Origin of the sequence: Streptococcus pseudopneumoniae (assembly GCF_001068775.1) — a bacterium.
Lineage (GTDB): Bacteria > Bacillota > Bacilli > Lactobacillales > Streptococcaceae > Streptococcus > Streptococcus pseudopneumoniae_N.
Window position 1 is genome coordinate 18,358 of the sequence record NZ_JWAJ01000090.1, and the last position, 25,308, is coordinate 43,665.

Consider the following 25,308-nt stretch of genomic DNA (forward strand, 5'->3'; position numbering starts at 1 on the left):
TCTCTGTATTTACTTCCCGAAAAAAGAAGATTAGCGGCTGTCACGGTTGCGTTTCCTCTGCAACTCACGCTCCAAAAGTTTGATGATGGTTTCCTCCATCTGCTTCGGCGTTGTGTTCTTCGGAAAGTATTTTTTCAGCTTGCTTGTGTTGATTTTCAAGGTTTCTTTCTGGTTGCCCTTTTCCTCCGTCATAATCGCAAATATCGTATCCATGTCAAGCCGCCCGCTCTGGCTTAACTGTTTCATCCGCTGTGCCTGTGAGAGTGAGGGCGTTGCTTCTTCGCTCTCCATCGTGGCAAAGAGGTTTTCCTGCTCGTCTTTCTTCAAGAAGGACAGTTCCACCGCAGGCGTGAGGGCGATTTTCCCCTCGTCCACCATCTGCAAAATCGGCGGTATCAGTTCCGTCAGGCGGATAAAACGCTGCACGGTCATCCTGCCCACGCCGAAGCCCTGTGCCACCTTGTCGTCCGTCCGCAACTTCGTCACAACTTGTGACGAGGTTAAGTCTGTGCGGAAACCCTGCCGCTTCATGGCTTCGGATTTCATCTTGTAAGCAAACGCCCGCTCCGATGGCAGGATATTCTCACGCTGCAAATTGCTGTCTACAAGGGTGATGATGGCTCGGTCACGGTCTAAGGGCAGGACAAACGCAGGCACGGTATTTATCCCTGCAAGTTCAGAAGCACGGACACGCCGCTGTCCTGCAATCACTTCATAACCGTCCCCGTCCTCTTTCGGGCGTGTGATTATCGGCGTGACAATGCCAAATTCCTTGATGCTTTCCGCTAACTCTGACAGTGTTTCATCTTCTGCCACATGAAACGGATTGTCGGGGAACGGGTACAAGTCTTTGGTCTTTAACACCTTAAAATCCTGTTTCTTCATTCACATATCTACCTTTCTTTCGCTCTGCTTCTATGATTTTTCTGCAATTCTTCCAACACTTCGGGCGGTATTTTTGACAGCAGCCGCCCCATCTGCTCGTTGGTTCTCTGCAATTCAAATATCTTCTGATTCGCTTTCTGCACCTTTAGTTCCTGCTCGTACTTTTCATCACGCATACGCCCCGCATAGTCTGATTCCTGCCCAATTCTCTCTTTCAAACTGTCGATATACGCCTGCTGTTTCCCGATTTCCTTAGAGAATTTCTCCACGTCTGGCAGCCATGCAGAGAGTAAATCTAACGCTTTATCCCTTTTCTTCCCTGCGTTAAAGGCGTTGATGTCGGATAGGGCAGACACGATTTCTTCATACTGTTTATCAAGCCTGCCGCCTAATTTATAGAGCCATGTGGGGACGTGTTTCCGCTTGGTTTCCATTGAGGACTGCCCCCGTTCAAGCTGATTCCACCGTGAGGACATCCGCTCATGGTAGGCGGTCTGCCACTCGGATAATGATTTCTGGTTGCCTAAGATAGCTTTCGCTGACAGCTTATTGTCTGGCGTAATCGGCACAAAGCAGAGGTGCATATGGGGCGTTCTCTCGTCCATATGGACGACAGCGGAGAGGATATTCTGCTTTCCAACACGCTCCGAAATGAAGTCAAGAGCCGTCTGGAAATACGCTTTTTGTTCTTCGGGCGGTAACTGGTTCATAAATTCTGGTGAAGCTGTGATGAGCGTTTCCACCATCATCACGCTGTCTTTCCTTGTCCTGCACCCCGCTTCGGCTACCATGCGGTTAATCTCTTTCTTGTAGGTGTACTTTGGTGGTGCTATGAGATGGTAATTGTTTTTAGAGCGTTCCATATCTATATCTGGGTTGCTTTTGTAGGCTTCTTTCTTCCGCTCGTTGTGGCGTTCACAAGCCGCAACGCCGCCCGCTTTTCGTTTCTGGAAACGCAGGATTGCATAAGGCATAGGCGGATTCCTCCTTTCTTTCGGCGGGTGACCGTCCTTTGGGGTGACAGCGGTGACGGTGGTGACAGCAGTTTTGGGATACCCCCTGCCGACTGCCGCAACTGTCACCCTCACCCCCTGCATGACGGTCATGTCGATGATGACGGTGTTTTTGGGATACCCCCCTCGCAAGAGCCGTCACCGTCATGCCGCCATTCTTTTATCCGAAGCCGTAAGGCGTAGGATAGCAGGGCACAGCCCTGCCTTAAGGGAGTCCAGAGGGAACGTCTGGCACACGACTTTGCAGGGCAAAGTGTAGTGTGTTACACCCTGTAAACGCAGTCGGAAAAATCGGAATGATTTTTCTGACCGCAGGGGTGGTTTTACACGACCGAAAAGGGCGAGTAAATCTCACGCCTGCATTTTGCGTTTACGGGGTGTTCTCCCGTAGGGATGACAGCGGCAGGGTATCCTAAAATCACTGTCACCACCGTCACTGCTGTCACCCGCAGGGCAGAGCCGCCAGCTTTACATGGCTTTAAGCGTCAATGACAGTAACAGGGGGGTATCCTAATATCGCTGTCACCACCATCACCGCTGTCACCCGCCCTCCTTGCAAGGGCAATCCGCCTGCCGTCTTTCCTGCGGCTGTACTGGTAGCAGATACGGTTCTCGCTTAAAAATGTGGTGCGTTATTCATTCAGCCATTTCGTAATCACCGTGGGTATGGTTTCCGTTTCCCCCATAGCGGCTAACAGTTCCGTTGCCGTGCCTATCCATTCTTCCTTATCCCTCATAAAATCCACCAACCGAAAAAGGACATCTGGTATCGTTTCTTTCGCAAGCTGCTCCTGCGTTTTCCGCTCCACAAGCTCCCAACGGCAATCACGGAAACGCAGCGTGTATTCCTGATAAGGCGTGTCCCTGCCCGTCACATACAGCTTGGCGGTGTCAGACGCACGTTTCTCCTTTTCCAGAACAAAGGTAGCGTCCGCACTCCCCGTTAATCCTGTCGTCCCAGACACCTTGTTGAACACGTCGCTGTCATTCTGCTTTCGGATGTGGTGTACGACAATGACCGCCAGAGAGTGCCTGTCGGCAAAGTCTTTGATGAGGGAGATGTCCCCATAGTCGCTTGCATAGGCATTGTCTTTTGAAGCTGTACGGACTTTCTGCAAGGTATCAATGACAATGAGCCTGCTGTCTGGGTAATCTTTCAGATAATCTTCAAGCTGCACGATAAGACCGTCTGACAGCTTGCAGCTTGCCACGGCAAAGTGGAGCCGCCCGCTTGCTTCGTCCGTCAAACGAAATAACCTGTCCTGTATGCGGCAGAACGTGTCCTCAAGGCAGAGGTAAAGCACATCGCCCTCCATTGTCGGCATATCCCATAAAGGGATTCCCTGCGACACGCATAAGCATAGCTTCAGCATGAGCCAGCTTTTGCCTATCTTCTGTGAGCCGCAGAACAGCGATAAGCCTGTCGGGATAAGGCTGTCCACCACAAAGGATGGTTTCTCAAGCGGTTCATAAAGGAGCGTTTCGGCGTTGACTGTCTGTAACTTCTGCATGGCTTTCCTCCTTTCGGGCGGTGTCTTTGTTTTCGTTGCACATAGGCGTTGACCTCCTTAAAAATAGATTTACTCCCACGGAAAAAAGTGAGAGTATGTAATGCCGCCAATCCCACACAAATAAAAAACAGATTTCTTTTTCGGGCGGTGTCGGTCACGGTTGGAGATATTTCTTCAATTTCCGCCTTTACTTTCTCCTTTGCAATCGCAACAGATTTCTGTATTGCCGAAGCGGTGCAATGCTCCATAGCGGCGATTTGGTAAAAATTGAACTCATACTCGTAGTAGAGCAGGAAACGCCGCCTTTGTATCTCTGGAAGGCTCCCAACCGCCTTATAGAGCGTTTCATTCCGTTCTTCCTCAACCATGCGTTCATCAAGGCTCTTAGGCACACGCAACGCCCGTCTGTAAAGGGTTTCGTCCCATACCTCGTTAAACTCCCTGTGCCGCTCGTCCCATTAGAAAAGATTCCTGTTCCTGCGCTCCATCTGCCGAAACTCCATAAAGAACTGTTCCGACACTTCCAACTCGTGGGATTTGCCCTGCCCGTCCTTAAAGCTGATAAAATACCTTGTGCCGCTTTCCGTGGATTCCTCCCGAAGCGTGTATGCCTTAACCCTGTATGCCATCCTGTTGTCCTCCTGCAAAAAATGAGTGAGGGGATTTCCATCCCTCACCCAGTAGCCCGCAGGATGGCAGGCTGTTTTAGAAGCTATAAAATTTTCCGCAGCTTCTTCCGCAGATGGTCTAACCTCGCATAGATGGCACCAGTCGTCAAATGCACAAGCGGGGCAATCTCCTTTGTGGAATACCCCTGCATTTTCAGCAGGACGATTTTCAAGGTACGCCCGTCCACCGTGACTAATACTTGATAGAGATTTTCGCTCTCAATCTCTTCCAGTAACTCCGCAACCGTACCCACTTCCGCCTGCCGCTCCCTGCCTGCCATGTCCTCAAGATATTCCGCAACGTCATTCGTCCATCGGTAAAACCGCCTGTTGGAATTGAAGTCTGCCCTGTCCGCCATGCGTATCTGCTCAATGGTCGCTTCATCAACGCCGCACTCACGCAGCAGCTTTTCCTCCGCTTCTTTCCAGATACGCCATTTCCTGTCCTCCCGTCCGTGGTTGTATGCCATTCTTACTTCCTCCAATCAGAATTGATTGAGAGGGTAGAGAAAAGCCCCCTCATCTTCCCAAAGGAAAAAACAAGGGGGCTGAACGCCTTAAATTTTAATTTTCTATTATCTTTCTTAGTTTTATTAGGATTCTGGCTTTGCGTTTGTTTACAACGCTCTGGGTTATGCCCAACCTCGCCCCGACTTCACGCTCGGAAAGTCCGTCAAAAAAGATTGCCTGTATCAGCTCCTGTTCACTATCCGACAGCAAAGGCAGGGCGGCTTTCAGCCTGTCCACCATGACCGCATTGACAACGGTTTCTGCAATGTCCACCGCTTCATCAGTGATAAAGTCCAGAGGATTCCCCTCGCTGTCCGTAAATCCGTCGAGAGATAGCAGTCTATTCTTTGTATCTAATTTTTGCAGATAACGCCACCGTTCCTTGTCACGGTAGAAGTCTGTGTATTGCTCCCTCACGACTTCAAGCAGACAGCCTTGAATGGGGATAAACAGCTTGTCCATATAGGTCTGGTCGGATTCCCTGCAACGGCAGAACTCCGTGTAGGATAATTCCACATAGCCGCCACTTTCTCTGATATATACCTTTCTTGGTGCATATTTCACCATAAATACCTCCCATCTGAATTTTTGAAATGTAAAAAATCCAGATGGAGAGGCGGAGAACGACACCGCATATCAGAAACAGCCCTACGGCACTTTCCAACAAAAATCGACAAAAGAAAAACCGCAAAGGCTCTGTGACCTTTACGGTTATAGGAAATAGTAATTCTATTGTATGGAGATTGTACTTCTACTTTCAAGGTGAGAAGTACCGTTGCACTGGCAGAAATTTTTTTAACTGGTTTCCTGCCGTTCTCTGATATGCTATGTATTGATAAATTTTGCTTCGTATGAGCAGATAGATAACTGCCCGAAAAAAGGACATAAAAAAATCCCTCCAAATTTAAAAACAAATTCAGAGGGTAATTTAGGGTATAACAAAATAACCCACCCGAATATCGTTTTTTTTATTTGGTGAGTTTGTTCTTTCAAATACGAAACAAAAAGAGCCGATGATTCGTGAATTGTTCCACAATTTCATCGGCTCTGCGTCTTAAGCGTCTGGCTCTTTGATGACAGTTATCTTCAAGTTGTCAACTTTAATCAATCTTTCTTGTCTGCATTTTGGACAATAAAGGGGATAATTCTCCAAAACAGTGTCCTTCCTAATTTTATTACGGGTTTTGCTCCCACAAACAGGACACAATATCCATTCGCATTTCATCATAATTAGTCTCTAATCCTTTCAAATCTCATTTTATATGACTTTTGCAAGCTGTTAAGCTAACTTGTGGAACATATGCCGAACCTTATCTATACGGCTATTCGGGCGGCGGGGTTGGCAAATAAATTTACCAATAGCTGGCTGGTATCCTTTTAACTCTGTCAAGCAGACTCCCTGCCCATTTGTGAAATAAGTTAAATCGTTCCTGTATTCTTGAATACATCTAGCAGGGATTTCTCCTTTCAGAATGACCTCGTCATTCTTTATCTGAGTACTTACAATATCTGCACAATACCTTGGAGCATCATGATACGCCCGTGAGAGATATTCCTGCGGTGCATAAATTTCAAAGTGGAGATATGGCTCTAATAGTTCTGTCCCTGCTTTTTTTAAAGCCTGCTCCAATACGATAGGGGAAAGCAGCCGAAAGTCTGCGGGGGTACTTACAGGACTATAATACAATCCATATTCAAAACAGATTTTACAGTCTGTCACTTTCCATCCATACAGCCCCTGCTCGCAGCCATAAAGAACCCCCTCCATAACCGCATTTTGGAACGATTGATTTAAATATCCAAGTGAAACTCTGCTTTCATACTGCACTCCGCTTCCAATAGGGAGCGGCTCTATGGACAACCCGACAGAAGCCCAGAAAGGATTTGGCGGGACTTCTATGTGGATGGTATATTCTGCTTTTCTAAGCGGTCTTTCCATATATATAACAGTAGGCTCTTTTATTTCTGCCTCCACATGATATTTTTCCTCAAGGATGGCACAAATGACTTCCATCTGCACATTCCCCAAAAAAGAAAGTATAATCTCATGCGTTGTAGTATCCACATAATATTTTAAAAGAGGGTCGCCATCTGAAATTTCTGTAAGTGCCCCAAGCAATATTTCCCGCTGTTCAGATTTCTTTACTGCAATCGTTGTTTGGAGCATAGGGAGAGGATTTTCAATAAATTTTCTCTGCGGCAACAGTATTTCGTTCCCCAAAATACTGTTTAGCTGCAAAACATCATTTGGTAAAATTACAATATCACCAGAGCAGGCTGTATCGGATGAATATAATTCACCGTTTGTCGGAACACACATCTCTGTGATTTTTATTTTCTCTTTTTCAGATATTCTAATAACATCCCTCAAATGCAATGTTCCGCTATATATACGCACATAAACAAAACGCCGCCTTTTCTCTGAATATTCAATCTTAAAAACCTGCCCGCATAGTTCAGATTGACCTTCAGGCGTTGATGAATAAAATTTACTGGCAATTACTTCTATAAGCTGCCGAATCCCCAGATTGTTTTTAGCGCTTCCGTGATAAACGGGAAATAACGTTCCGTTTTGGAATCTCCTGTTTTCTTCCTGTTCCAGTTCTGACATTTTAAACGGTTTCCCTGACATATATTTCTCTAATAGTTCATCGTTTCCCATAATTACCGCATCCCACTGTTCCATATCGTCATTGTCCGTTACATTTATATGGGGATGCTGCCCAACCTTTTGCTTCACTATAATTTCCGAAGAAAGCTTTGCTTTCATTTCCCGATATACCATTGGCAAATCAATCCCCTCTTGGTCAATTTTATTGATGAAAAAAATTGTCGGAATCTTCATTATCTGTAGTGCATGAAACAGTATACGGGTCTGTGCCTGTATGCCATCCTTTGCAGAAACTAATAATACTGCTCCGTCTAATACGGATAAAGAACGGTATACTTCCGCCAAAAAATCCATATGGCCTGGCGTATCTATAATGTTGACTTTTACATCCTCCCACTGAAAAGATGTCACTGCTGTCTGGATAGTGATTCCCCTTTGACGCTCCAAATTCATTGTATCTGTCCTTGTTGTGCCTTCATCTACGCTCCCTAGTTCTGCAATTGCACCACTGGTATACAATAAACTTTCCGTTAATGTTGTCTTTCCTGCGTCAACGTGAGCCAGAATGCCTAAGTTAATTATTTTCATGTGATTTTCCTCCTATCAACACCCAAAAAAGGGCATAAAAATACCCAGTGATAAATACTCCTATCACTGGGTAAATAACTCCAATAGCCCCAAAACACTTATATGTTTTCGGGCATATAAAATTACATGATAAAAGTATTCTTAAACTGGGTACAAAAAACTAAGCCCCATATTAAAAGTGAAACGGGACTGCTACTTTTTGTTCCCACTATCAAATTGACAGTTTATTTAAGAATACCTTGCCGCATATTTATTAACTCCTTGTATAATACTGAATCTAATTATATTCCTTAACCCTTTATTTGTCAAGCTGACAAACTAAAGCAGAAAAAGCGGCAGGATTTCCCCCTGCCACTAATCATCTGTTTATGCAAAAATAATTTCCTTTTCCACAATCTCCCTCGCACAAGCCCTTATGTTATTGAGGCATCCTGTCCATTCTAAGGCGTTTTCTGCCTTTAGCTGTTCCGTTATGCCCTGTGCCTGTTTCATACCCTCTATGAGCCTTTCAAAGCGTTCCTGTGCCTGTCTGTTGATGTCGGCAAGGTAGGCGTTTAGCCTGCCGCTTGTAAGAAGATTGGTGTATGTAACTTTACGGTACTGTTTTAGATAATCTAAATGCCGTTGCCCCCAGATGCCTATTGCCTGTTCTTCTTCGGCAGGTACAGTTAAGCACGGTATCAAATAATCCCCTTGCCTTTCGTATTTGCCGCCCAGTTCCTCAAATAATGATTTTGCCATTGTCTGTTACCTCCACATTCTTTTTTATTTTGAATGTCCGCAAAATCCGTCCTACATCACTTGGTCTCCACGGTACATCCAGATGATGAACTGCTTTCATCTTGCTCTGAACATTTAAACCTGTTCCTCCTTTTTCAGTTGAGGCAAGAAGAATCCGCACCTCTCCTGCATTGACCTTTCGAGACAAGCTATTCTTCTTTTCATCACTATTGGCATCATGTACAAAGGCAATTTCCTTACTAGGGACTCCTCTATCAACTAATAAAGCCTTAATCTCAGAATAAACATCAAAGCCATTGTCCTTTTTCTTAGGTGTTCCAATATCTGAAAAAATCATCTGAGTAGCCTTATTTTCCATTCCTTCTCGATAAATTCTCTCAACATTATCTACTACCTGAAGCAGTTTATGATTGTCTGCTAGACTATAACTAGAGTCCAATAAACGCATATCAATAGCTAATTTTCGTGCCTCACCCGTAATTTTTAACATGTTATCCTGGCTTGGATCAACTGTTCCACATTTAACCGCATCTGATCTCATAACTAATTCTTCTAAATAGAGTTTCTGGTTTTTAGTTAACTCACTCTCAATAGGGATAATACGAGCTTCTGGAACAGGTAAATCTAACATATCTTGTGTTTGAATGTCGGCTGTTTCTTTATAGATTTTCATCAACTCAGGTAGATTGACAAATTTTTTAAATCGTTTCTTAGGTTGGTACTTATCCCCTGTAGGAGCTAATTCCATAGAGTTTTGAATTTCTCCAAAAGCACCTACCCAAGAGTCAAAATAATCAACTTGATAGCGTTTTAAGATATCTGGTTGAATATAGTTCATCATAGTATACAACTCACTAATAGAATTGGAAACAGGTGTTCCTGTCGCAAAGACAATATTTTTAAAATCATGTTCTTCCTGAATCTGTCGAACCTTCATTTCCATATCCACGTTCTTCTTAGAGGTTGTATTGGTAATCCCTGCTACATTTCCAAGTCCAGTAATTGGACGAATATTTTTAAAGTGATGTGCTTCATCCACAAAGAGAAAATCAATTCCTAAGTTCTCAAAATCAATAAAACTATCACGATTAAAGCGTTGGAGTTCTTCCAATTGTTTCTCTAGACCACTTATTGATTGCTCTGCTTCTTTAACGGTATACTTATTTTCAGAATGTGTTTTAATCTCTCGTAGTTCATTGAGTTTATCCTCTATATAGTTCATCTGTCTTTCCTTACTGACAGGGATTTTTTCAAATTGAGAATCCCCAATGACAATGGCATCGTAATCTCCTGTAATAATACGAGAAACAAATTGTTTTCTTCTCGCCTTCACAAAATCTTTCTTAGTGGTCACAAAGACTTTTTTAGTAGGGAAAAATTTCATGATTTCTTGGCCAAACTGAGCAGACAAACTAGAGGGCACCACATACAAGGGCTTATGAACCATCCCCAACTCCTTTAATTTAAACCCAGCACCAAGCATGGTCAAGGTCTTTCCTGAACCTACCTCATGAGCTAATAAGGCTCTTTTTTCTTCTATAATTCTTTGAATGGCATTCTCTTGGTGAGGACGAAGACTGATGTTTTGTGCCAAGCCATCAATGACTAGATGGCTACCATCATACTCTCGACTAACCGTCCGATTATAAAGACGATTGTAACTTTCTTCAATGACTTGTTGGACTTCTGGATACTGTGAGACAAATTCTTGAAAGAGCTCTTGTAAATGCTGCTCTTTTGCTCTTAGAACAGAGGTTTTTTCCAAATCTGTGATGGTCTTTTTCTTTTCTCCTTCCGTAACAGTCATGGTAATCGTCGGTTGGTTCGAATTAAGTAAATTCTCAAAAATCTTTCTTCCTGTATCATAACGTGACCCACTAACTCCAAGACTACTATCTTTGGCACTTGGATAGCGATAAGCAAATGATGTCCTTAAATGAACCTGGCCATCGACAGGATTCACTTCAATGACTTGTTCAACATCTGGCGAAGACAATTCAAATTCACGATTGGTAAAACATTCAAAGGCAAATTTACCATAAACGGATTGAGGAATCCAACGTGACCCTATTTTAAACTCAATATCTGCCAGATGAATCCTTGGAGGGCGAACAGATTCTAACAAATCTAAAGCATGGTTCCAATCATATTCTTGGTTGTTTTCCTCCACTAATAGTTGAACTACTTCTATCTTGTTGAGAATATCTCCTGATAAAAACTGGTTCTTAGAAAGGTATTTTCTTTCCCCTCTTAAATAGCTTTCTGGATCCATTAAAATCTGGTCACCTAACTCATCTAAAATAGCAGCTTGGCTATGTTCGGGATAAATTGATACCATATAGTCTAAATCAACCCCTCTACCATCCGATAAACTAGAGTTTAAGGCATCTAAAGCCGTTGATACTCTTGTAATCACTCTCTCCGGCCTAACCAATGCTTTCTCAAAGGCTAAAGATTTTTTATATTTTACTTTCTGATCTTTAGAATCAATGTATTCATCTTCTAAACTTGCTAATAAAGAATACTTATCGTCACTATCAAATAAGTTCCGATTGACTGAGGCATTCAAGTATCCAAATTGACTTACAAAGCGGTCATAGTTATGATTGAGTTTACTAAGTAACACCTGAAATTCTGTCCGACTATAATCTTGATGACGTTGAATTTCAATTAAGGATTGATAGGTCTCTCTCAAATCAACCATGCCCTTAATACGACTAATGTCCTTATCCGATAAGGGACTTTCATAAAAGACAGTTTTTTTGAACAGTCCCTTATATTTCCCTCTTTTACTCGCTTCTTCTGACTTGTAAACATCTAGTGCTTCCTCATCTGTCAAATGAAGTTGCACAAATCGGTCTATTTTATGTTCAGATAAAGAACTATCCCAAGCTTTAAAATCTCCCTTCTCATCTATATAATAACTAATTTCGTCTACTTTTGAATTTCTCCGAATGCCATGCGTATCTCGGTAATAAATTTGATTTCCCTCATATCCAAAAGAATAGAGCGCTAAGTTCTCACGTATACGACTAGGAATAGAATCATCCACTTCTTCTTGGATAAAAACAGGTGCTTTCAAAGAATTGTCAATTGGTTTAGGTGCTTCCACATTCTCGAATGCTTCCATTATGTCAGTAGCTAATGTTTCTGATACCCCCTTAACATTGAGGGTTCCTCCATTAAAATTACGTACCTCATATTCACCCAAAACTTGTGTGTTGTATTTCCCATCAAAATAAGGATTAATCCAGACACGCTTATCCTCCTCAAAGAGAATAGAACCACTAAAAACAAGTTCCTCCTCATTAAGATTCTTTGCTTGATCCTTTTGAAAGAAGAGGAGGTCTGTGGTTACACGAGTACCTGCAATCTTTTTAAAAGCCGTATCCGGCAAACGAACTCCCCCTAAAAAATGAGTGTTGGTTTTAATCTCTTGTAAGACATTATCTGTCCGCTTATCCATTGTCCCGATAGATGAGATAATCGACACTTGTCCTCCGTCTCTTACTAAATCAAGTGAGTGTTTGACAAAGTAGTCGTGAATCATGTAAGGTTTATCATAGTTTTTATCGGCAATGCGAAAATTTCCAAAAGGAACATTCGTTAAGATTAAATCAAAACTATTATTTTGATAGGGCACTTCTTCAAATCCTCGCACTTCAATATGGGTATTGGGGTGGAGTTGTTTTGCGATTGCGCCTGTCACACTGTCTAATTCAACCCCATAGAGTTCTGATTTATCTCGTATACTTCTAGGCATAGCCGCAAAGAAGTTCCCAGTTCCCATAGAAGGATCTAATATCCTCCCTCCCTCAAAACCATCATCCAGTAATTTTTGCCAAATCTGGCGAATAATCATTGGGTCTGTATAATAGGCTGTGAGAGAACTTTGTTTCATAGTTGAGTATTCTGATTTACTTACTAAGCTCTTAAGAGTTAAACGTTCTGTTTCATACTTTGGATTGAGTTCATCGAAAAATTCATTGGCAAGACCACCCCAGCCGACATACTTGGCTAGTAGCTCTTGTTCTTCTGGATTCGCTTGTCGTCCCTCTTTTTCTAATCTTTTAACAAGTTCAATTGCGGCGATATTCGTTTCAATCTTTTCTCGATTTGTCTTAGGATAAAAGTCCTCTAAATCATCTGGAAAAACAAAATCTTGAACGGGGACATCCATCTCTTCTATACCTGAAATTAAAGGTTTTGTTTCCTTTTCCTTTTCATTATCCTCTTCCATATAGGAAAACAAATCTATTTCCTGATTTTCACTTGATGAATCAATCTCAATCTCTGAATCTTCTTTTTCAAGTTCTACATGAGACAATACTTGTTCAATCTCTTCTAAACTGTTCAAGTATAAGATAGGATTTTCTTCAAATAACTGGTTGGAATCATTGAATAGCTCTAGGCGAACTAAGTCATTTAACTGTGCATTTTCAATCGAAACCAACTGAAAGGCTTGTCCTTTATAACTTACTTGTGAACCGATTGGATATTCCCTCAAAGCTTCTTCTACAATTTTATCTACTTTAGATAGGGAATGAACTTCCACATTTTCTTCTACCTGGTCAATATTATCTAAAGGTAAGACCGCTTCCGCTACTTGCTTAGACTTTTCGCTTCTAGCCTTTACATCATCAAAATGAGTAATAATCTTCAGTTTTTGTGTCAGTGGAAGTTGTTGGTAGTTTTCTTCATGATGGACAAGATCCGTAACAGTATCTAAAGTAGCCATCAATTCTGAACCCAAATAGGCTAGAACATCTCCTTCTTTTTCTTCAAAATGAATCTCAAGAACCTCTTTTTTTAGTTCTTTGGAATCAACCATTAGAAGAACCTCTTTTTTTAGTTCTTTGGAATCAACCATTAGAAGAAACTCCTCTATATCTCTACTAATGCGGTCAGATAGATTATTCGCAACCCGATAGACATTGACTAAATTGACATCCTGATTCTGATGAAATACAAGCTCACTTAATGGTGTTAGCTTCTCTTTTTCAGATTGAATGTGAAATCGAGTGGAAAGGTTATAGGTTGCGACTTCTAGAACCAAGTTTTTCTCCCAATTGCTTAATTGAGATAATTTACTTAGACCTGCTTGTCCAAAATTTCTTGTGTAACTTTCTAAATCTTGGTCATTATTTTCAGAACTAGCCTCTAGGAAAGAAATAATATCTTGATGAAACGAATACACATGAGGTATCTCTTCTATCTTGCCCTCTTCAGCCAAAAAACTCTCTACCAAGTCTTGCCATTTCTCATCAAAATGTTGCGCTTGATAACGAAGAAATAGGTCCATTTTCTCCCTATCTTTTGGAATTGTTCCACGAAACATAGCCAATAATTTCATTACTTCCATACTCGCTCCTTTCATCTATACGAAAATAGGAGAATCACATGATTCCCCTACAACTCTATCTCCATTTCAACCTTTTGAGGACTGGTTTCTAAATCACTAGACAAAAGAGAAATAGAATCTGTTCTCATGTAGTAAGTATATAAGTCTTCTAGGTCTTGTTCGTTTTCAATCCCTGTTTCAATACTAATAAGAGCCTGTATAAATTCCTTGTAGTGACTCTCCATCATATCTGAAATCTTTTGTTTCATTTCCATAAATACTGAAGACGGTTCAGTTATACTTGTTTGGTCTATGTCTTGTAAATCCTTTTCTAAGGGATTGGTTCCTTCTTCTACTTCCACTAAATCTGAACGTCCATCACCATCAGAATCTGCGCTAAGAGGATTGGTTCCTAGCGCCAATTCTTGAGCATCAGTTAGTCCATCTTGATCCGAATCACGTTGATAAATGCCTTCCATATACTTCCTTCTTTCCTAGTTAATCTTTTTTCACTCCAATCCTACCAAATATTCCTTGAAAGAAGTATCACAACAAAAAAAGAGAACGAGCCAAAACTGCGTTCTCAAATAATATTGTGATTATAAACAAGTACTTCAGATATTCGGAATTTATGCTGTATATAATCAAAAACTATCTTCTAACTGAATCTCGCCATATCATCTATGTGATAAATCGGTAACTCGAATAACTTGGTCCACTTGCTCCCAAATAAGAGGATTGTGGGTCGCAATAATAATAGTTCGATTCGGATTTTTCAAAGATTCTAGGATAGAAAGTAATTCCTCAGAGTTTTTGGGGTCTAAGGAAGCGGTTGGTTCATCTGCGAGAATCAAAGGCGGATCCTTTAAAATTATCTTCGCTAATGCAACACGTTGTGCTTCTCCTCCTGATAACTCAAATATAGGTTGCTTTAAATCTAAATAAGATAGGTTTACACGATTTAGAGCTTGTTTCATCAAAGAGATTTTCTCTTTTTCTTTCAACTTTTTACCAACTAAACCCAGATTGAGATTCTCTTTGACGGTTTGGCTTTCAATTAAGCCAAAATCTTGAAATAGGTATCCTAAGTAATCTCTAAAGAAAACAGAAGTCTTGATGTCCTTAAGAGAAGTGCCATCATAGATGATTTGTCCTTTGTCATATGGCTCTAATCGTCCAATCATATTCAAGAGTGTTGTCTTACCACAGCCACTTGTACCGATTAAGGCATAAATTTTCCCACCTTCAAAATGAAGATTCGTATCTGAAAATAGCTGACGGCTTCCAAATTTTTTAGATATATTCTTTAGTTCAATCATCCTATTTTCCTTTCATAATTGTCATAGAAACACGAGATTCTTTATGAGCTTGACGGTAAAGCGTCAAAACTGCACTAGCTAGAAAGACTAATAAAGTGAGCAAGCCAATCACCAAGTCTCGACTGCTTAAAATAAAGAAACTAGCACCAAATACAAAACTGGCAAATTGACTAACCATATACTGAGCATGTGTTTCAAAAAATCGTAAACCTGAAATTCGTTTAATCAAGATATCTCGGCGGAATTGCTCGAAATATAGAAGATTGACAGAATAAAAGAGTAACAAGGAACTAGCTATTCCAACAATAGCTCCTAGGATTAAAGTTGCTGTTTCAGTTTGAACTTCATTATAACGAGTTAGATAAACACTTCTTCCTTCTTTAAGATAAGATACTTGCTCATAAATTCCAGCTTTCTTCAAGAGTTCTAGCCCACTCTCATATCCTTTGATAAAAAGTTGTTTTCCAGCATTGATAGACCAAATAGATTTGGAAATGATACTATCACCTGTAGATGTTGGAGTAAATACAACTAAAATCGGATCAGTTAAGTACTGGATGGTTACTGGGCTTTCACCGTTATTATAAATAAATCGCTTTTCTCCAGTTGGAAGATAGCTAACAATCGCTCTCATTTCATACTCTAAAGGAGCACTTGCCTCCTCACCAGATTTTCCATAATAACTCAATCTTTCTTCAAAAGCTTTCTTAAGTTCTGCTTCCTGTGAACGAAGAGATTCTGGTAATAAGAGTCCAAACTCTCCTTTTTGAAGATGAGCTAGTTTCTGTCTAGTATCATCATTTACAGTAACATTTTCCTTGTCCAAATAACTTGGGCTGACATAAAGAACATTAGCATCTGGACTATAGGTATCCAATGTCTCTCCGTTTTTATTTTTTCCTTGAGGATTTGCAAAATGAATGAGATTATCTTTTACAAATAGAGCCTGTTCTTTTTCAACTGCTTCTTTGGAAAATTCATACCACTTATTCTGATTTTCTGTATCTTTTCCTCTATCACCTAAGCCAAAAGAAATTTGATAATAGTCTGCTCTGTCCTTCCACGCTTGTTTTGAGATTTCAAGTTCTTTCAATCGTTGGTAAGACGTCAAGCCTGTCTTAACAGCGTATCCCACTGTAAAAACAGCTACTAACTGACACAATAAGGTTAAAATCATCAAGCGTTTAAGGGGTAATCTCCCTTTAATAACAGGAACTAATGCTTTGTAACTCAAACTCATTAGATAAAGGAGCATTAGTAAAATTGAAATACCCAATAAAAACAAAAGATAGAAACTAATCCCAAAACCATAGGTGGCTAACAAGATAGGATAAAACAAACCTTGACTAAAAAGAACGACTCCTCCACCTAGGAAGGAAAGGAGGGCTGATAGAAGGATCCACTTGATATCAGTCGATAAAGAATGCCCCATTATGGATAAGAGAGTCTGACCAGAAAAGAGTTTTATACCTGCTGCTCTCATTTCCTTAATCCGAGTAATAATCACCAGAGCAAAGAAAGATAAGCCAAATATTGCTAAACTAATTAAGATAAGGGGATTTAGTAACATTCTAAAAGCAAGAGAATAGGACGGCGTCTTTCGGTCAGCAATTGCTTTATAACCCAAATCTCCTAACTTATCGGCTAGCTTTTCTTTCGTCAAGGAGCCTGATAAAAGGAGATAACTATTTAGCGGATCACTACGTTCACGACTTTCTTGACTAGCTTCTTGGAATTCTTTTGGTAAAGTTCCCTGACCATAAGTTGCATAAGCAAAGTGAGTCGTTCCATCCTTACTCGGCTCTACGATTCTTCTAGCTATTAAACTCTGTTCTGAGTTTGCAAACTTCTCCAATTCCTGTTCAAATACCTCACGCGTTGGTTCCTGAGTATCTTTTTTGACACGAAGTAAAGAGACGGAATCATAGCTTGCATATAAATATTGTGGAGCACGTAAGACAATAATCCAAGCAAGGAAGAAGCTGAGAAAAAAAGTTGATAATAATATGAATAGTTTCTTCATAGTAGACTCCTTGTAAACAAAATTCCCCTTGTAATTTCTTACAAAGGGAATTATCTAAGAAAACTAAATATTAGTCATAGTCATAGTAAAATGATACTTGTTCCCCAAATTTAGTCCAAATCCAAGCCTCTGAAGTTTTCCCTGCAGGTGCTTCTCCTTTATCTGAATGGCTATCCCATTTACTTACAAGAGAAGAATAATGATATTTTTGACCATGATAGTAATTTGAAAAAGCCCAACCGCCTCCTGAACCTTCTCCATATGTCCATACTCCTCCATCTGGATATTGTACAGCGGCTGAGGCAGCTCCCAATAATGTAAAGCTTGAAATAAGAGCTAGAGCAAGTAATCTATGTTTTTTCGTTTTCATTTTATTTTTCCTTTCAAAAAAAGCACACCCTGAGCAACAATGCAACAAAATAATTCCTCCTCTCTCTTTTTTTGAAACCGATTTCTCTATATAAAAATAATAACACTTTAATTATTATATGTCAATTAATTTTAAGTAAATCAGAAAATTTTTTTCAAATAAACTATTGTAACAATAAAAAAATAGATGACTTACTGAACCTGTAAGCCACCTAATCAGTCGGTTTATTCTAGTGTCTGCCACCGCTTGGCCCTTACGTCCAAGATTGCTATCGGATTTCGTTCTGGTGTCCGCCACCGCTTGGCCCTTATGTCCAAGATTACTATCAGATTGACCATGAGCCGACCACTCATCTACACCATTATTCTAACGAATATGAGCTACAAACGCAAGAAAAAACTTATTTTGGATTTATACACTATAAAAAACATACACTATCTTCAGATTGAACTTTTGTTCAAAATAAGCTATAATGAATTTAAGTAGAAACAGGAGGTAGAACAAATGGCTACAATCAGTTTAACACGTGATATAAAACTAACAAACGAAGATGCTCTAAAAATTCTTAATCATAAACCATCTAAAAAGCTACAAGCAGTCTTGAAATCTATTGAATCACAGGACGCTACCGCTCCAACGAAAAATAAACTCATTTCAAAGTATCTGTAAGATGACAATTCAAGTAACACCACTTAAGCAATATCTTGAAAATATTCAAGTGCTAGCTCCTGATAAAACTGAGAAACAAGTTCAGGAGCTATTTAAAACTATCATTTTAGAAAATGTTGATTTCAACGGTAATGAAGAGATGTTGACTTATCTATCTGATAAAGCCCCCAATTTTGAAAAACAACATCGTTCTCGTAATTTTATCGTTGAAGAAACTGAAACAAATAACATCATAGGATTCTTTAGTTTATCTCTCAAAGTTGTTGATATTTCTGATTTAGAGAAATCCTTAAAAAAGAAACTCGTCCTAAAAGGGAAAAGTCCCAAAAATATTGATTATCTCCCTGTGTTACTTATCGGTCAATTCGGCAAAAACACAAAGCTAAATAAACTATCAGGACAAGAGTTATTTGAAATTGTAATTCAAAAAATTGAAGAATTTCGAGCAATTGTAGGAACTCAGATGGTATTTTTAGATAGTATCAATCATCCTAAAGTCATTCAATTTTATGAACAGTTCGGATTTGTTGCTTACAGTCAATTGATTAAAGACGATCATCAAGTAAGTTATCAGCCTATGGCATTAAATATGTCACTCTATAAAAAATAAGAATCATGTCACCTAAACTGATGACATGATTTTTTTATTTCGTTGTATAGGCAAAACTAATGGCACTATCTGCTTGAGAGATTTTTCTAAAGGTGTAGTTAGGGTTGCCACCATAGTTGGTTTCAGACACAAGGAAAGAACCGTCATCATATACTTTCTCGACAAAAGCCACATGACCGTAGATGGCTGGTGTGCCATGTGTACCTCCCACAAAAGAAACAATGGCACCTGCTCTTGGTGTAGAGCCAGTTTCCCCACCAAGACTTGAAGCTGTCGCAACCCAGTCCTGACCATTTCCCATGGTATTAATGATTGAAATCTTCTCTCCGTTTCTACCTTTTAGCTTTAATCCTAACTGGTTCATACGAGCCTCAACACCCCATGTACATTGTCCATAGGCATAGGCCATACCATCTCCACCACCAGGAACAGAATGATCATACAAGTCCCCACGAACCCCTTCAAGGGATTGTGGGTCACTTTTTGCCTGTCCTCCATTTGTTTGACTAAAGCCTTTTTCAATTTGATAATACCATTCCGTTGCTCTAGTTTGTCTTTCCAGTAGTTTGTCACCAGAATTTCCCTCCCAATAGGTGAGGAAGAGTTGGGCGAGATTGGCTGCACTACCCGTATTTTTAAAGAAATCCTTTAACCAACTTTGATAGTAAGGACTATCCCCATGAAGCATAAAATCAAGTTGGAGGTCTAAATCATACCATTTCTTATTTTGGGTGCGTGCATAATTTAACAAAGCTGTATGACGTGTTGACCCATCTGCGGTATCCGTCCATTGACCTAACCCCAAACCTCTATGAAGGATATTAGGATAAGCACCACTATAAATGGCTGGTCCTCCTATCGCTAACCAGCTTTCATCATCCCATGAGGAATCGGTAGCGCCAACTGGAGGAGATAAATAATCCCCTTCAGCTCGTTTAGGATTGATAGAAGATTCTACCGACCAATTTCCTAAAATAGCCGCAATGGCTTGGGGACTTGCCCCTTGAGATTTCAAAAACTCATAAATATGTTTTGCTCGTTCAAACTCATCCCCACCAAACTGACCAATGGCAGGTAAGATAGTTGTCTGAAGTTGAATGACTTTTGGAAAATAAAATTGCGGATTGACATACACCAATTTTTCTTTCTTGTTCTTATACTTTTGATAGGAAACTTTCAAACCTGTATCGTCTGGTGTCTCACCAATAACATCACCAGTTAAGACCCTTGTTCCCTCAATCGCACGGCCATTATGAATAGAATACAAGGTCAATCGACTCTCATTCTCTCCTTTTCCGTTAGTAAGGATAACATCATCTCCGTCAAGAGATACAACTCCATCCATTGGTGCGACAATTGTTTGGTGAGCCTTCGCTTCTAGTAGAATGTACTCCTGAAGGGTAGGTTTTCCATCTAAATCATAGTATCCATAACGATAAGTCATGGTTAGACTATCTTCGTTGCTTTTCCCCTCAAATGGATTGTCCAATTCCTGCATGGAAGCATACACACCCTCTTCTTTTAGTTCCTTTATTTCCTCTTGATCGTCTTTCGATAGTTTATACTTAGGAGTTTCATAGAGGTCTTGCATGGATTTCAAATCTTCCCCATCGTTTAAATCATGCCACAAAGTAGACAGATAATCCTTGTAAGTTTCTGAACTAAATAAGTGAACTGGTTTGTGTAACTCATAGTCATGGAATTTAAAATTCATATACCCCATCACATCATCAACTTTTGTGTAATAAGTAATTCCTTTGTCATTTGTTCGAGTATGTTCTGCATCTTCCCAAGTTAGGTGGGTATAAGCTTTTGTTAATTCAAATTCATCTTGTTGAATCAAACTAGCAGATGAAAATCCTAAAAAGAAGCTCATCATAAGTAAGAGAAGAAAGACTAATCCTCCAACTATCCAGGTTGCAGGATTTCCAGCCGCAAATGTAAAGAAGGAAAAGGCTGCTTTTAGTTTTTGATAGATATTTCGGACACTTGTAAGACCTTGTTTCTTTAATTTTCGAAACCGATTTTTAAAGGAACTTGGATTATCTGTCGCTAGTTTCCATCCTTTTCCATCCTTAAAATGATGGTATCGCTCTTTTGTGTTGGTCAGTCTTTTCTTGGTAAAACGACCTGTTGCTTGTCCTGTTTTGACACTAGCTTTTCCAAGATTATAAGAAAGCCGACTGTAGCGTTTCCCTTTTCTAATGGTCTCTTGAAGTGTGCGATAGCCTTCTAAATCTTCATTTTCTGAAGCTAACTCTCCACCTTCACGTCCAAGGACATAAAGAAAAGTTTTGGCTTTCCTACTGACTTTTTTGGACTTATAGGCTTGTTTAGTAGATTTTAAATTTTCTTTAGCAGCCTTGACTTCTTTCTTAGCTTTTAATTCTTCTAAACTCTTCCCTTGAAAGAAAAAATTAGATTTTGCTTTCGATTCCTGACCGTAGAGAAATTTTTGATTGGTTTTTCTTTCTTTCCGACTCTCTTTTCTTTCTTCTTTTGCTTCTACCTTGGCTTCTCTAAATTGCTTCTTGGCTATTTTCAATCGTTTCCTAGCATGTGGTAATCGTCTGTCTCTTAATTCTTTACGTTTCAAAAGAGATGGAGGACTATTTTGAAGAATATGATTGTAGTCTTCATTTGCTTGTTTTACTCTAGCATTTGAAGTTTCTCTCATCTCCTCTAGATTTTCTTTTATCTCTTTTTTCCATGCTTTTTCATCCAGTACAGCGGAATCTTTTTTCTGTTTCCTCACCTCCTTCTTTTCTTTTTTCAAGAATTTTTTCTCATCTTTTAGGCTTCTTCTAAATGCTTTTCGGGCACGTATGATTTCTCTTTTATCCTTCATTTACCTTCCCCTTAATTAGAAGCCATTTTATCAGGATCCGTACTCATGATATCAAACAATTGTGTACCTTGAGGAATCTTATTTTTGAAGGGAACAACAACTGAACCAGCTTTTATCAGTCCTGCCCCTTTTTCTGGATTGACAAGGTATTTTTCGAGTTCTTTTGACAAGCCTAAGAGTTGAACCAATTCTTCTCGGTCATTTTTTGCTTGCTTGAGGAGAATCATAAATTCACTATTTGCAATAATTCGTCTACCATTTGGATCTAACAATAAGGTTTCGACGTTTTGAGTTATTCCAGTCGGACTGGCTCCATATTTTCTGACACGACTCCACAATTTAAAGAAGAAATCACTGGCATATTTATCTAGTAAGAGAAGCTGCATTTCATCAAAATAAATCCAGGTCTTCTTCCCTAATTTTTGATTCCGAACGACACGATTCCATATCTGATCAAAAACAACCATAAGAGCGATTTGTTTCAGCTCATCTCCTAACTTCTTAACGTTATAAATCAAGAAATTAGATCCTGTCTGAATATTGGTCTTATGAGAAAAAATATCAAGAGAACCTTCGACATACAGTTCCATATCAAGTGCCAAATTCTGCGCTTCTTCTTCTGGTTGTTGACTCAAGACAAAGACCCATTCTTCCAAAGAAGGCTCTTTAAATGACTGATAGGTGAGTCTGGTGACTCGGTCGATAATCGATTTTTCTCTTCCATCCATTTTTCTATCCAATAACTTGCCGATAAAGGATAAAAGAAATTCTGATTTTACCTTTACAGGATCTTCATCCATATTTTCCTCAGACAAGTCAAGGACATTGAGATAAGTTTGGGAGTCGGGCGCAATATCAATCATTTCTCCACCAAAAGCTCGTCCAATGACACTGTATTCTGCTTCTGGATCCACGATAATAATTTCAGTATTTTCACCAGATTCCTTGATTTTGGTCGTGATAATTTCATGCTTGGTTGCCATCCCTTTCCCAGCTCCAGATGTTCCTAAAATCAGACCAGACGGTGTATTTAATAGGCTACGATCAATGGTAATAATATTACTTGATATTTGATTGATACCGTAATATTTCCCACTACGGTCTTGTAAATCTACTGAAGTCCAAGGTGAGTTCACTGCTACATTGGACGTTAATAAACTCCGTGATACTCCCTCTAAAAAATCACAACCAAATGGCAGCAAACTATTAAAGGCTGCTTCTTGCATATATGGAAGTTTATCAATCATTAGGTCATTTGAGCCGGCCACTTGTTGAATAGTGTCTAGGGCTTGTTTGAGTTCTTCTTCATCCTGACCAAAGACACCAATCAAGAAGACTGTTTGAAATAGTTTATCTCCTGTCTCGGTCATGGTTTTTAAGAGTTCCTCAGCTTCATCGATATTGCTTTCTAAAACATGGCCTACTTTTTCTAAATAGATACCTGTACGGGCAAGTTTTTGTTGTTCCCCAATCTTTTGGGATTCCATTAAGGTCTTCTTTGTTCGTAGTTTCTTCATGGCATCTGCCTTGGTCGAACTTTGAGCATGAAGGCTAACTATCAATTCCAAATCTCCTTGCATGAGGTCTCGGATAAACTGATCACCTAATTCCATGCCGTAGTCTCTCACATAGACAATCTGCAATAAGCGGTCATTGATTTGTAGGTAATTCTTGTTTTTGAAATCTAAGAGATTAGGCGCTATGAAGTGACGAGTTGTCTGACCAGATCTCGTTAAATCACGGTAAGAAAAAGGAAGATGGTGTTCTCCTCTAAGCATATCGGCCAACAAGTTGACACGCTCTTCTCCAGCCAAGGATTCAAATCGTGCATCAATTTCTGAGAAACCACTCTTGAAATATTCTCCTATTTGGGACAAGGAACGATAGGCTTGTTTGGGATTAGAATCCTTTCTACCAAAGCTAATCAGTTTCACAGCTGAAAAATTATTTTCACCACTGTCTAAATTCTGATTCATCATCCGATTCAATTCTTTACGATAGGTATCATATCCATCTTCTTTTTCCTCATACAAAACACTTTGTCTAAACTTTTCTAAATTCAATCTTTTATTAAAGATGGTCAATTGGAAGTTTGTTTGGTCATCTAGGGAGTTAATCAAATCAGAATACTTCTCAATGATTGCCCCCTTGTCTTCTAAACCAACGGTCTGGTAATTGACATCACCAAGTAAATAGCTTTGTGAGAAATAATCTTCTTTCACCTGCATCAGACCATTTTGATACAGGGCTTGATAAGAAAGAGTATTAGCCGTTGATGGTAACACTTCCTCTTTTTTCCCTTTAACTTCTTCCTTTTTATTAATCATTGAAGTTTTTTGTTTCTTTAATGTATTTGATTTTCTTTTCATGTTCAGGTCCTTTCTTTCCTGTAATTGTGCGTAGGGGAACCGTTAGTTCAAAATGAAGACGGTATTTCAAGTAATGTCCAAAATATAAATCATTGGGTTTATAGACTCCAAATAGCATGAGGGGGATGGTAAAAGCAAACACAAAACCGTAAACAAACCAATCTCCAAATTGCCAGAAAAAGAGATTCAAGCCCAAAACAATAATTGTGACAATAAAGGCTGGTAAAACAAAGACGATTTGTCTTGTGGTGAAACCTAACCAAGCCCTGTGTTGGTATTTTGAGATGTCTTTAAAGACACGTGTATTCATGACTTTCCTTTCTAAAAAGGCTAAGAAGCAATCACTTCCTAGCCTTTATCTAATTACATACCTAAGATTGAGCGAGCCGTACGTTGAGAACCAACGAGGGCAATAATCAGTAAGATAGCTTGTATTAAACTACCAAACATAATCGCAAGAGATTGCAGGACTCCTGCACCATTTGAAACAGCTATTTTCCCAGCAGATTCAAACAAAGGAACAAGAGAAACAATCAGAAAAATAAGAACCCCTTGTACCGCATAGACCATAATATTTTTTAAATAGCCAATACCAATAGACTTCCACTCATCACTTAAAAATGTTGGAATCGTAAGAGGGGCAAATGGAATCATAAGGTAAAGTTGAATAAATCGAATGGATACCAAAAGATTGACCATGGCTGCACTTACTATCCGAACAAGCCAAATGAGGAGGGCGAAAAAGCCTACAATCATCCGGCCAATAAAGCCTGAACCTTTTAATCCAGAGATGGTATCATACTTTGCCCCACCGTGAGCCACAATCGAAGCCACTTGTTCAATGGCATGACTCGCAATCCCGATGATGGCTTCTACAATGACGGTAGTGTTGGTAATTACAACTGCGACCATAATATAACTAATCAACATCGGCGCTAATGCTTCAAAGGTCATCGCTCCACCTGAGTTAGCAATTTTCTTTGCCATCTTTGAAAATTCTAAGATGAGAACAACTGATAAAATCGCCACTCCAAGAGGCTGCATGACACTTTTAGTAATACTAGACATATAAGTCCAAACGGTTGGATTGTAGCTAGATAGAGATTTAATCAGATCTACCGTAGATTGTAAATCCACATTAAATCCTTCAAATAAATTTTCAGCTGATATTTTTTCAGATGCAAGGTAAACAAAGGGTGAGACTAAACTAAGATTCATGTCATTGTTTATCC

The 25,308-nt window shown here is 39.7% G+C and carries 17 protein-coding genes and 3 pseudogenes; 2 read left to right on the top strand and 18 right to left on the bottom strand.

Annotated features, from left to right (window positions below; genetic code table 11):
• Positions 1–30 precede the first annotated feature (30 nt).
• From ADF68_RS04300 to ADF68_RS04360, 14 genes and pseudogenes are all read right to left on the bottom strand, one after another.
• Positions 31–885, bottom strand: coding sequence for a ParB/RepB/Spo0J family partition protein (locus tag ADF68_RS04300; protein WP_000743700.1), 855 nt, complete (start codon positions 883–885; stop codon positions 31–33).
• 8 nt (positions 886–893) lie between these two features.
• Positions 894–1,859: a MobV family relaxase gene (mobV, locus tag ADF68_RS04305; RefSeq protein WP_001820668.1), complete on the bottom strand. Its 966-nt coding sequence runs from the start codon at positions 1,857–1,859 to the stop codon at positions 894–896.
• 524 nt (positions 1,860–2,383) lie between these two features.
• A pseudogene (locus ADF68_RS04310) lies at positions 2,384–3,409 on the bottom strand (AAA family ATPase).
• 154 nt (positions 3,410–3,563) lie between these two features.
• Positions 3,564–4,038 (bottom strand): annotated as a pseudogene (locus tag ADF68_RS11630) (RNA polymerase sigma factor).
• A gap of 83 nt (positions 4,039–4,121) precedes the next feature.
• Entirely contained in the window at positions 4,122–4,547 is a 426-nt protein-coding gene (locus ADF68_RS04320) for a sigma-70 family RNA polymerase sigma factor (RefSeq protein ID WP_000323895.1), read from the bottom strand.
• A gap of 94 nt (positions 4,548–4,641) precedes the next feature.
• Positions 4,642–5,154 (bottom strand): sigma-70 family RNA polymerase sigma factor, encoded by a 513-nt coding sequence (locus ADF68_RS04325; RefSeq protein ID WP_000241709.1) that lies wholly within the window; start codon positions 5,152–5,154, stop codon positions 4,642–4,644.
• A gap of 487 nt (positions 5,155–5,641) precedes the next feature.
• Positions 5,642–5,815, bottom strand: coding sequence for a cysteine-rich KTR domain-containing protein (locus tag ADF68_RS10470; protein WP_002779755.1), 174 nt, complete (start codon positions 5,813–5,815; stop codon positions 5,642–5,644).
• Between the two features lie 51 nt (positions 5,816–5,866).
• Positions 5,867–7,786, bottom strand: a complete 1,920-nt coding sequence (gene tet(O) / locus ADF68_RS04330; protein WP_000691758.1) for a tetracycline resistance ribosomal protection protein Tet(O) — start codon at positions 7,784–7,786, stop codon at positions 5,867–5,869.
• A gap of 366 nt (positions 7,787–8,152) precedes the next feature.
• On the bottom strand, positions 8,153–8,527 hold the full coding sequence (locus tag ADF68_RS04335; protein WP_001129922.1) for a TnpV protein: 375 nt from the start codon (positions 8,525–8,527) through the stop codon (positions 8,153–8,155).
• 7 nt (positions 8,528–8,534) lie between these two features.
• A pseudogene (locus ADF68_RS04340) lies at positions 8,535–13,889 on the bottom strand (DEAD/DEAH box helicase family protein); the annotation flags it as partial.
• 47 nt (positions 13,890–13,936) lie between these two features.
• A complete protein-coding gene (locus tag ADF68_RS04345) occupies positions 13,937–14,347 on the bottom strand; it encodes a thrombospondin type 3 repeat-containing protein (RefSeq protein ID WP_000398567.1) in 411 nt (136 codons plus the stop codon).
• Between the two features lie 198 nt (positions 14,348–14,545).
• The gene (locus tag ADF68_RS04350) at positions 14,546–15,187 is read right to left on the bottom strand and encodes an ABC transporter ATP-binding protein (protein WP_049548781.1); all 642 of its coding nucleotides are present in this window, start codon (positions 15,185–15,187) and stop codon (positions 14,546–14,548) included.
• A 1-nt stretch (position 15,188) separates the two neighbouring features.
• On the bottom strand, positions 15,189–17,210 hold the full coding sequence (locus tag ADF68_RS04355; protein ID WP_049548782.1) for a bacteriocin-associated integral membrane family protein: 2,022 nt from the start codon (positions 17,208–17,210) through the stop codon (positions 15,189–15,191).
• A 70-nt stretch (positions 17,211–17,280) separates the two neighbouring features.
• Positions 17,281–17,580: a lactococcin 972 family bacteriocin gene (locus ADF68_RS04360; protein ID WP_049548783.1), complete on the bottom strand. Its 300-nt coding sequence runs from the start codon at positions 17,578–17,580 to the stop codon at positions 17,281–17,283.
• Positions 17,581–18,084: 504 nt separating this feature from the next.
• Between ADF68_RS04360 and ADF68_RS11195 the strand changes: the two genes are divergently transcribed.
• Positions 18,085–18,249: a hypothetical protein gene (locus ADF68_RS11195; RefSeq protein WP_000201399.1), complete on the top strand. Its 165-nt coding sequence runs from the start codon at positions 18,085–18,087 to the stop codon at positions 18,247–18,249.
• Between the two features lies 1 nt (position 18,250).
• Positions 18,251–18,859, top strand: a complete 609-nt coding sequence (locus ADF68_RS04365) for a hypothetical protein (RefSeq protein WP_033680332.1) — start codon at positions 18,251–18,253, stop codon at positions 18,857–18,859.
• Between the two features lie 34 nt (positions 18,860–18,893).
• Here ADF68_RS04365 and ADF68_RS04370 read toward each other — a convergent pair whose 3' ends face one another.
• Genes ADF68_RS04370 through ADF68_RS04385 form a run of 4 tightly spaced genes read right to left on the bottom strand, consistent with a single transcriptional unit; the run spans position 18,894 to position 25,294 of the window.
• Complete coding sequence (locus tag ADF68_RS04370) at positions 18,894–21,707, bottom strand: phage tail tip lysozyme (RefSeq protein ID WP_049548784.1); 2,814 nt, start codon at positions 21,705–21,707, stop codon at positions 18,894–18,896.
• 11 nt (positions 21,708–21,718) lie between these two features.
• Positions 21,719–24,076, bottom strand: a complete 2,358-nt coding sequence (locus tag ADF68_RS04375; protein ID WP_186823226.1) for a VirB4-like conjugal transfer ATPase, CD1110 family — start codon at positions 24,074–24,076, stop codon at positions 21,719–21,721.
• A complete protein-coding gene (locus tag ADF68_RS04380) occupies positions 24,027–24,386 on the bottom strand; it encodes a PrgI family protein (protein ID WP_049548785.1) in 360 nt (119 codons plus the stop codon). The genes ADF68_RS04375 and ADF68_RS04380 overlap by 50 nt, the downstream gene beginning before the upstream one ends.
• A gap of 53 nt (positions 24,387–24,439) precedes the next feature.
• Positions 24,440–25,294, bottom strand: coding sequence for a conjugal transfer protein TrbL (locus ADF68_RS04385; protein WP_001054256.1), 855 nt, complete (start codon positions 25,292–25,294; stop codon positions 24,440–24,442).
• Positions 25,295–25,308 lie beyond the last annotated feature (14 nt).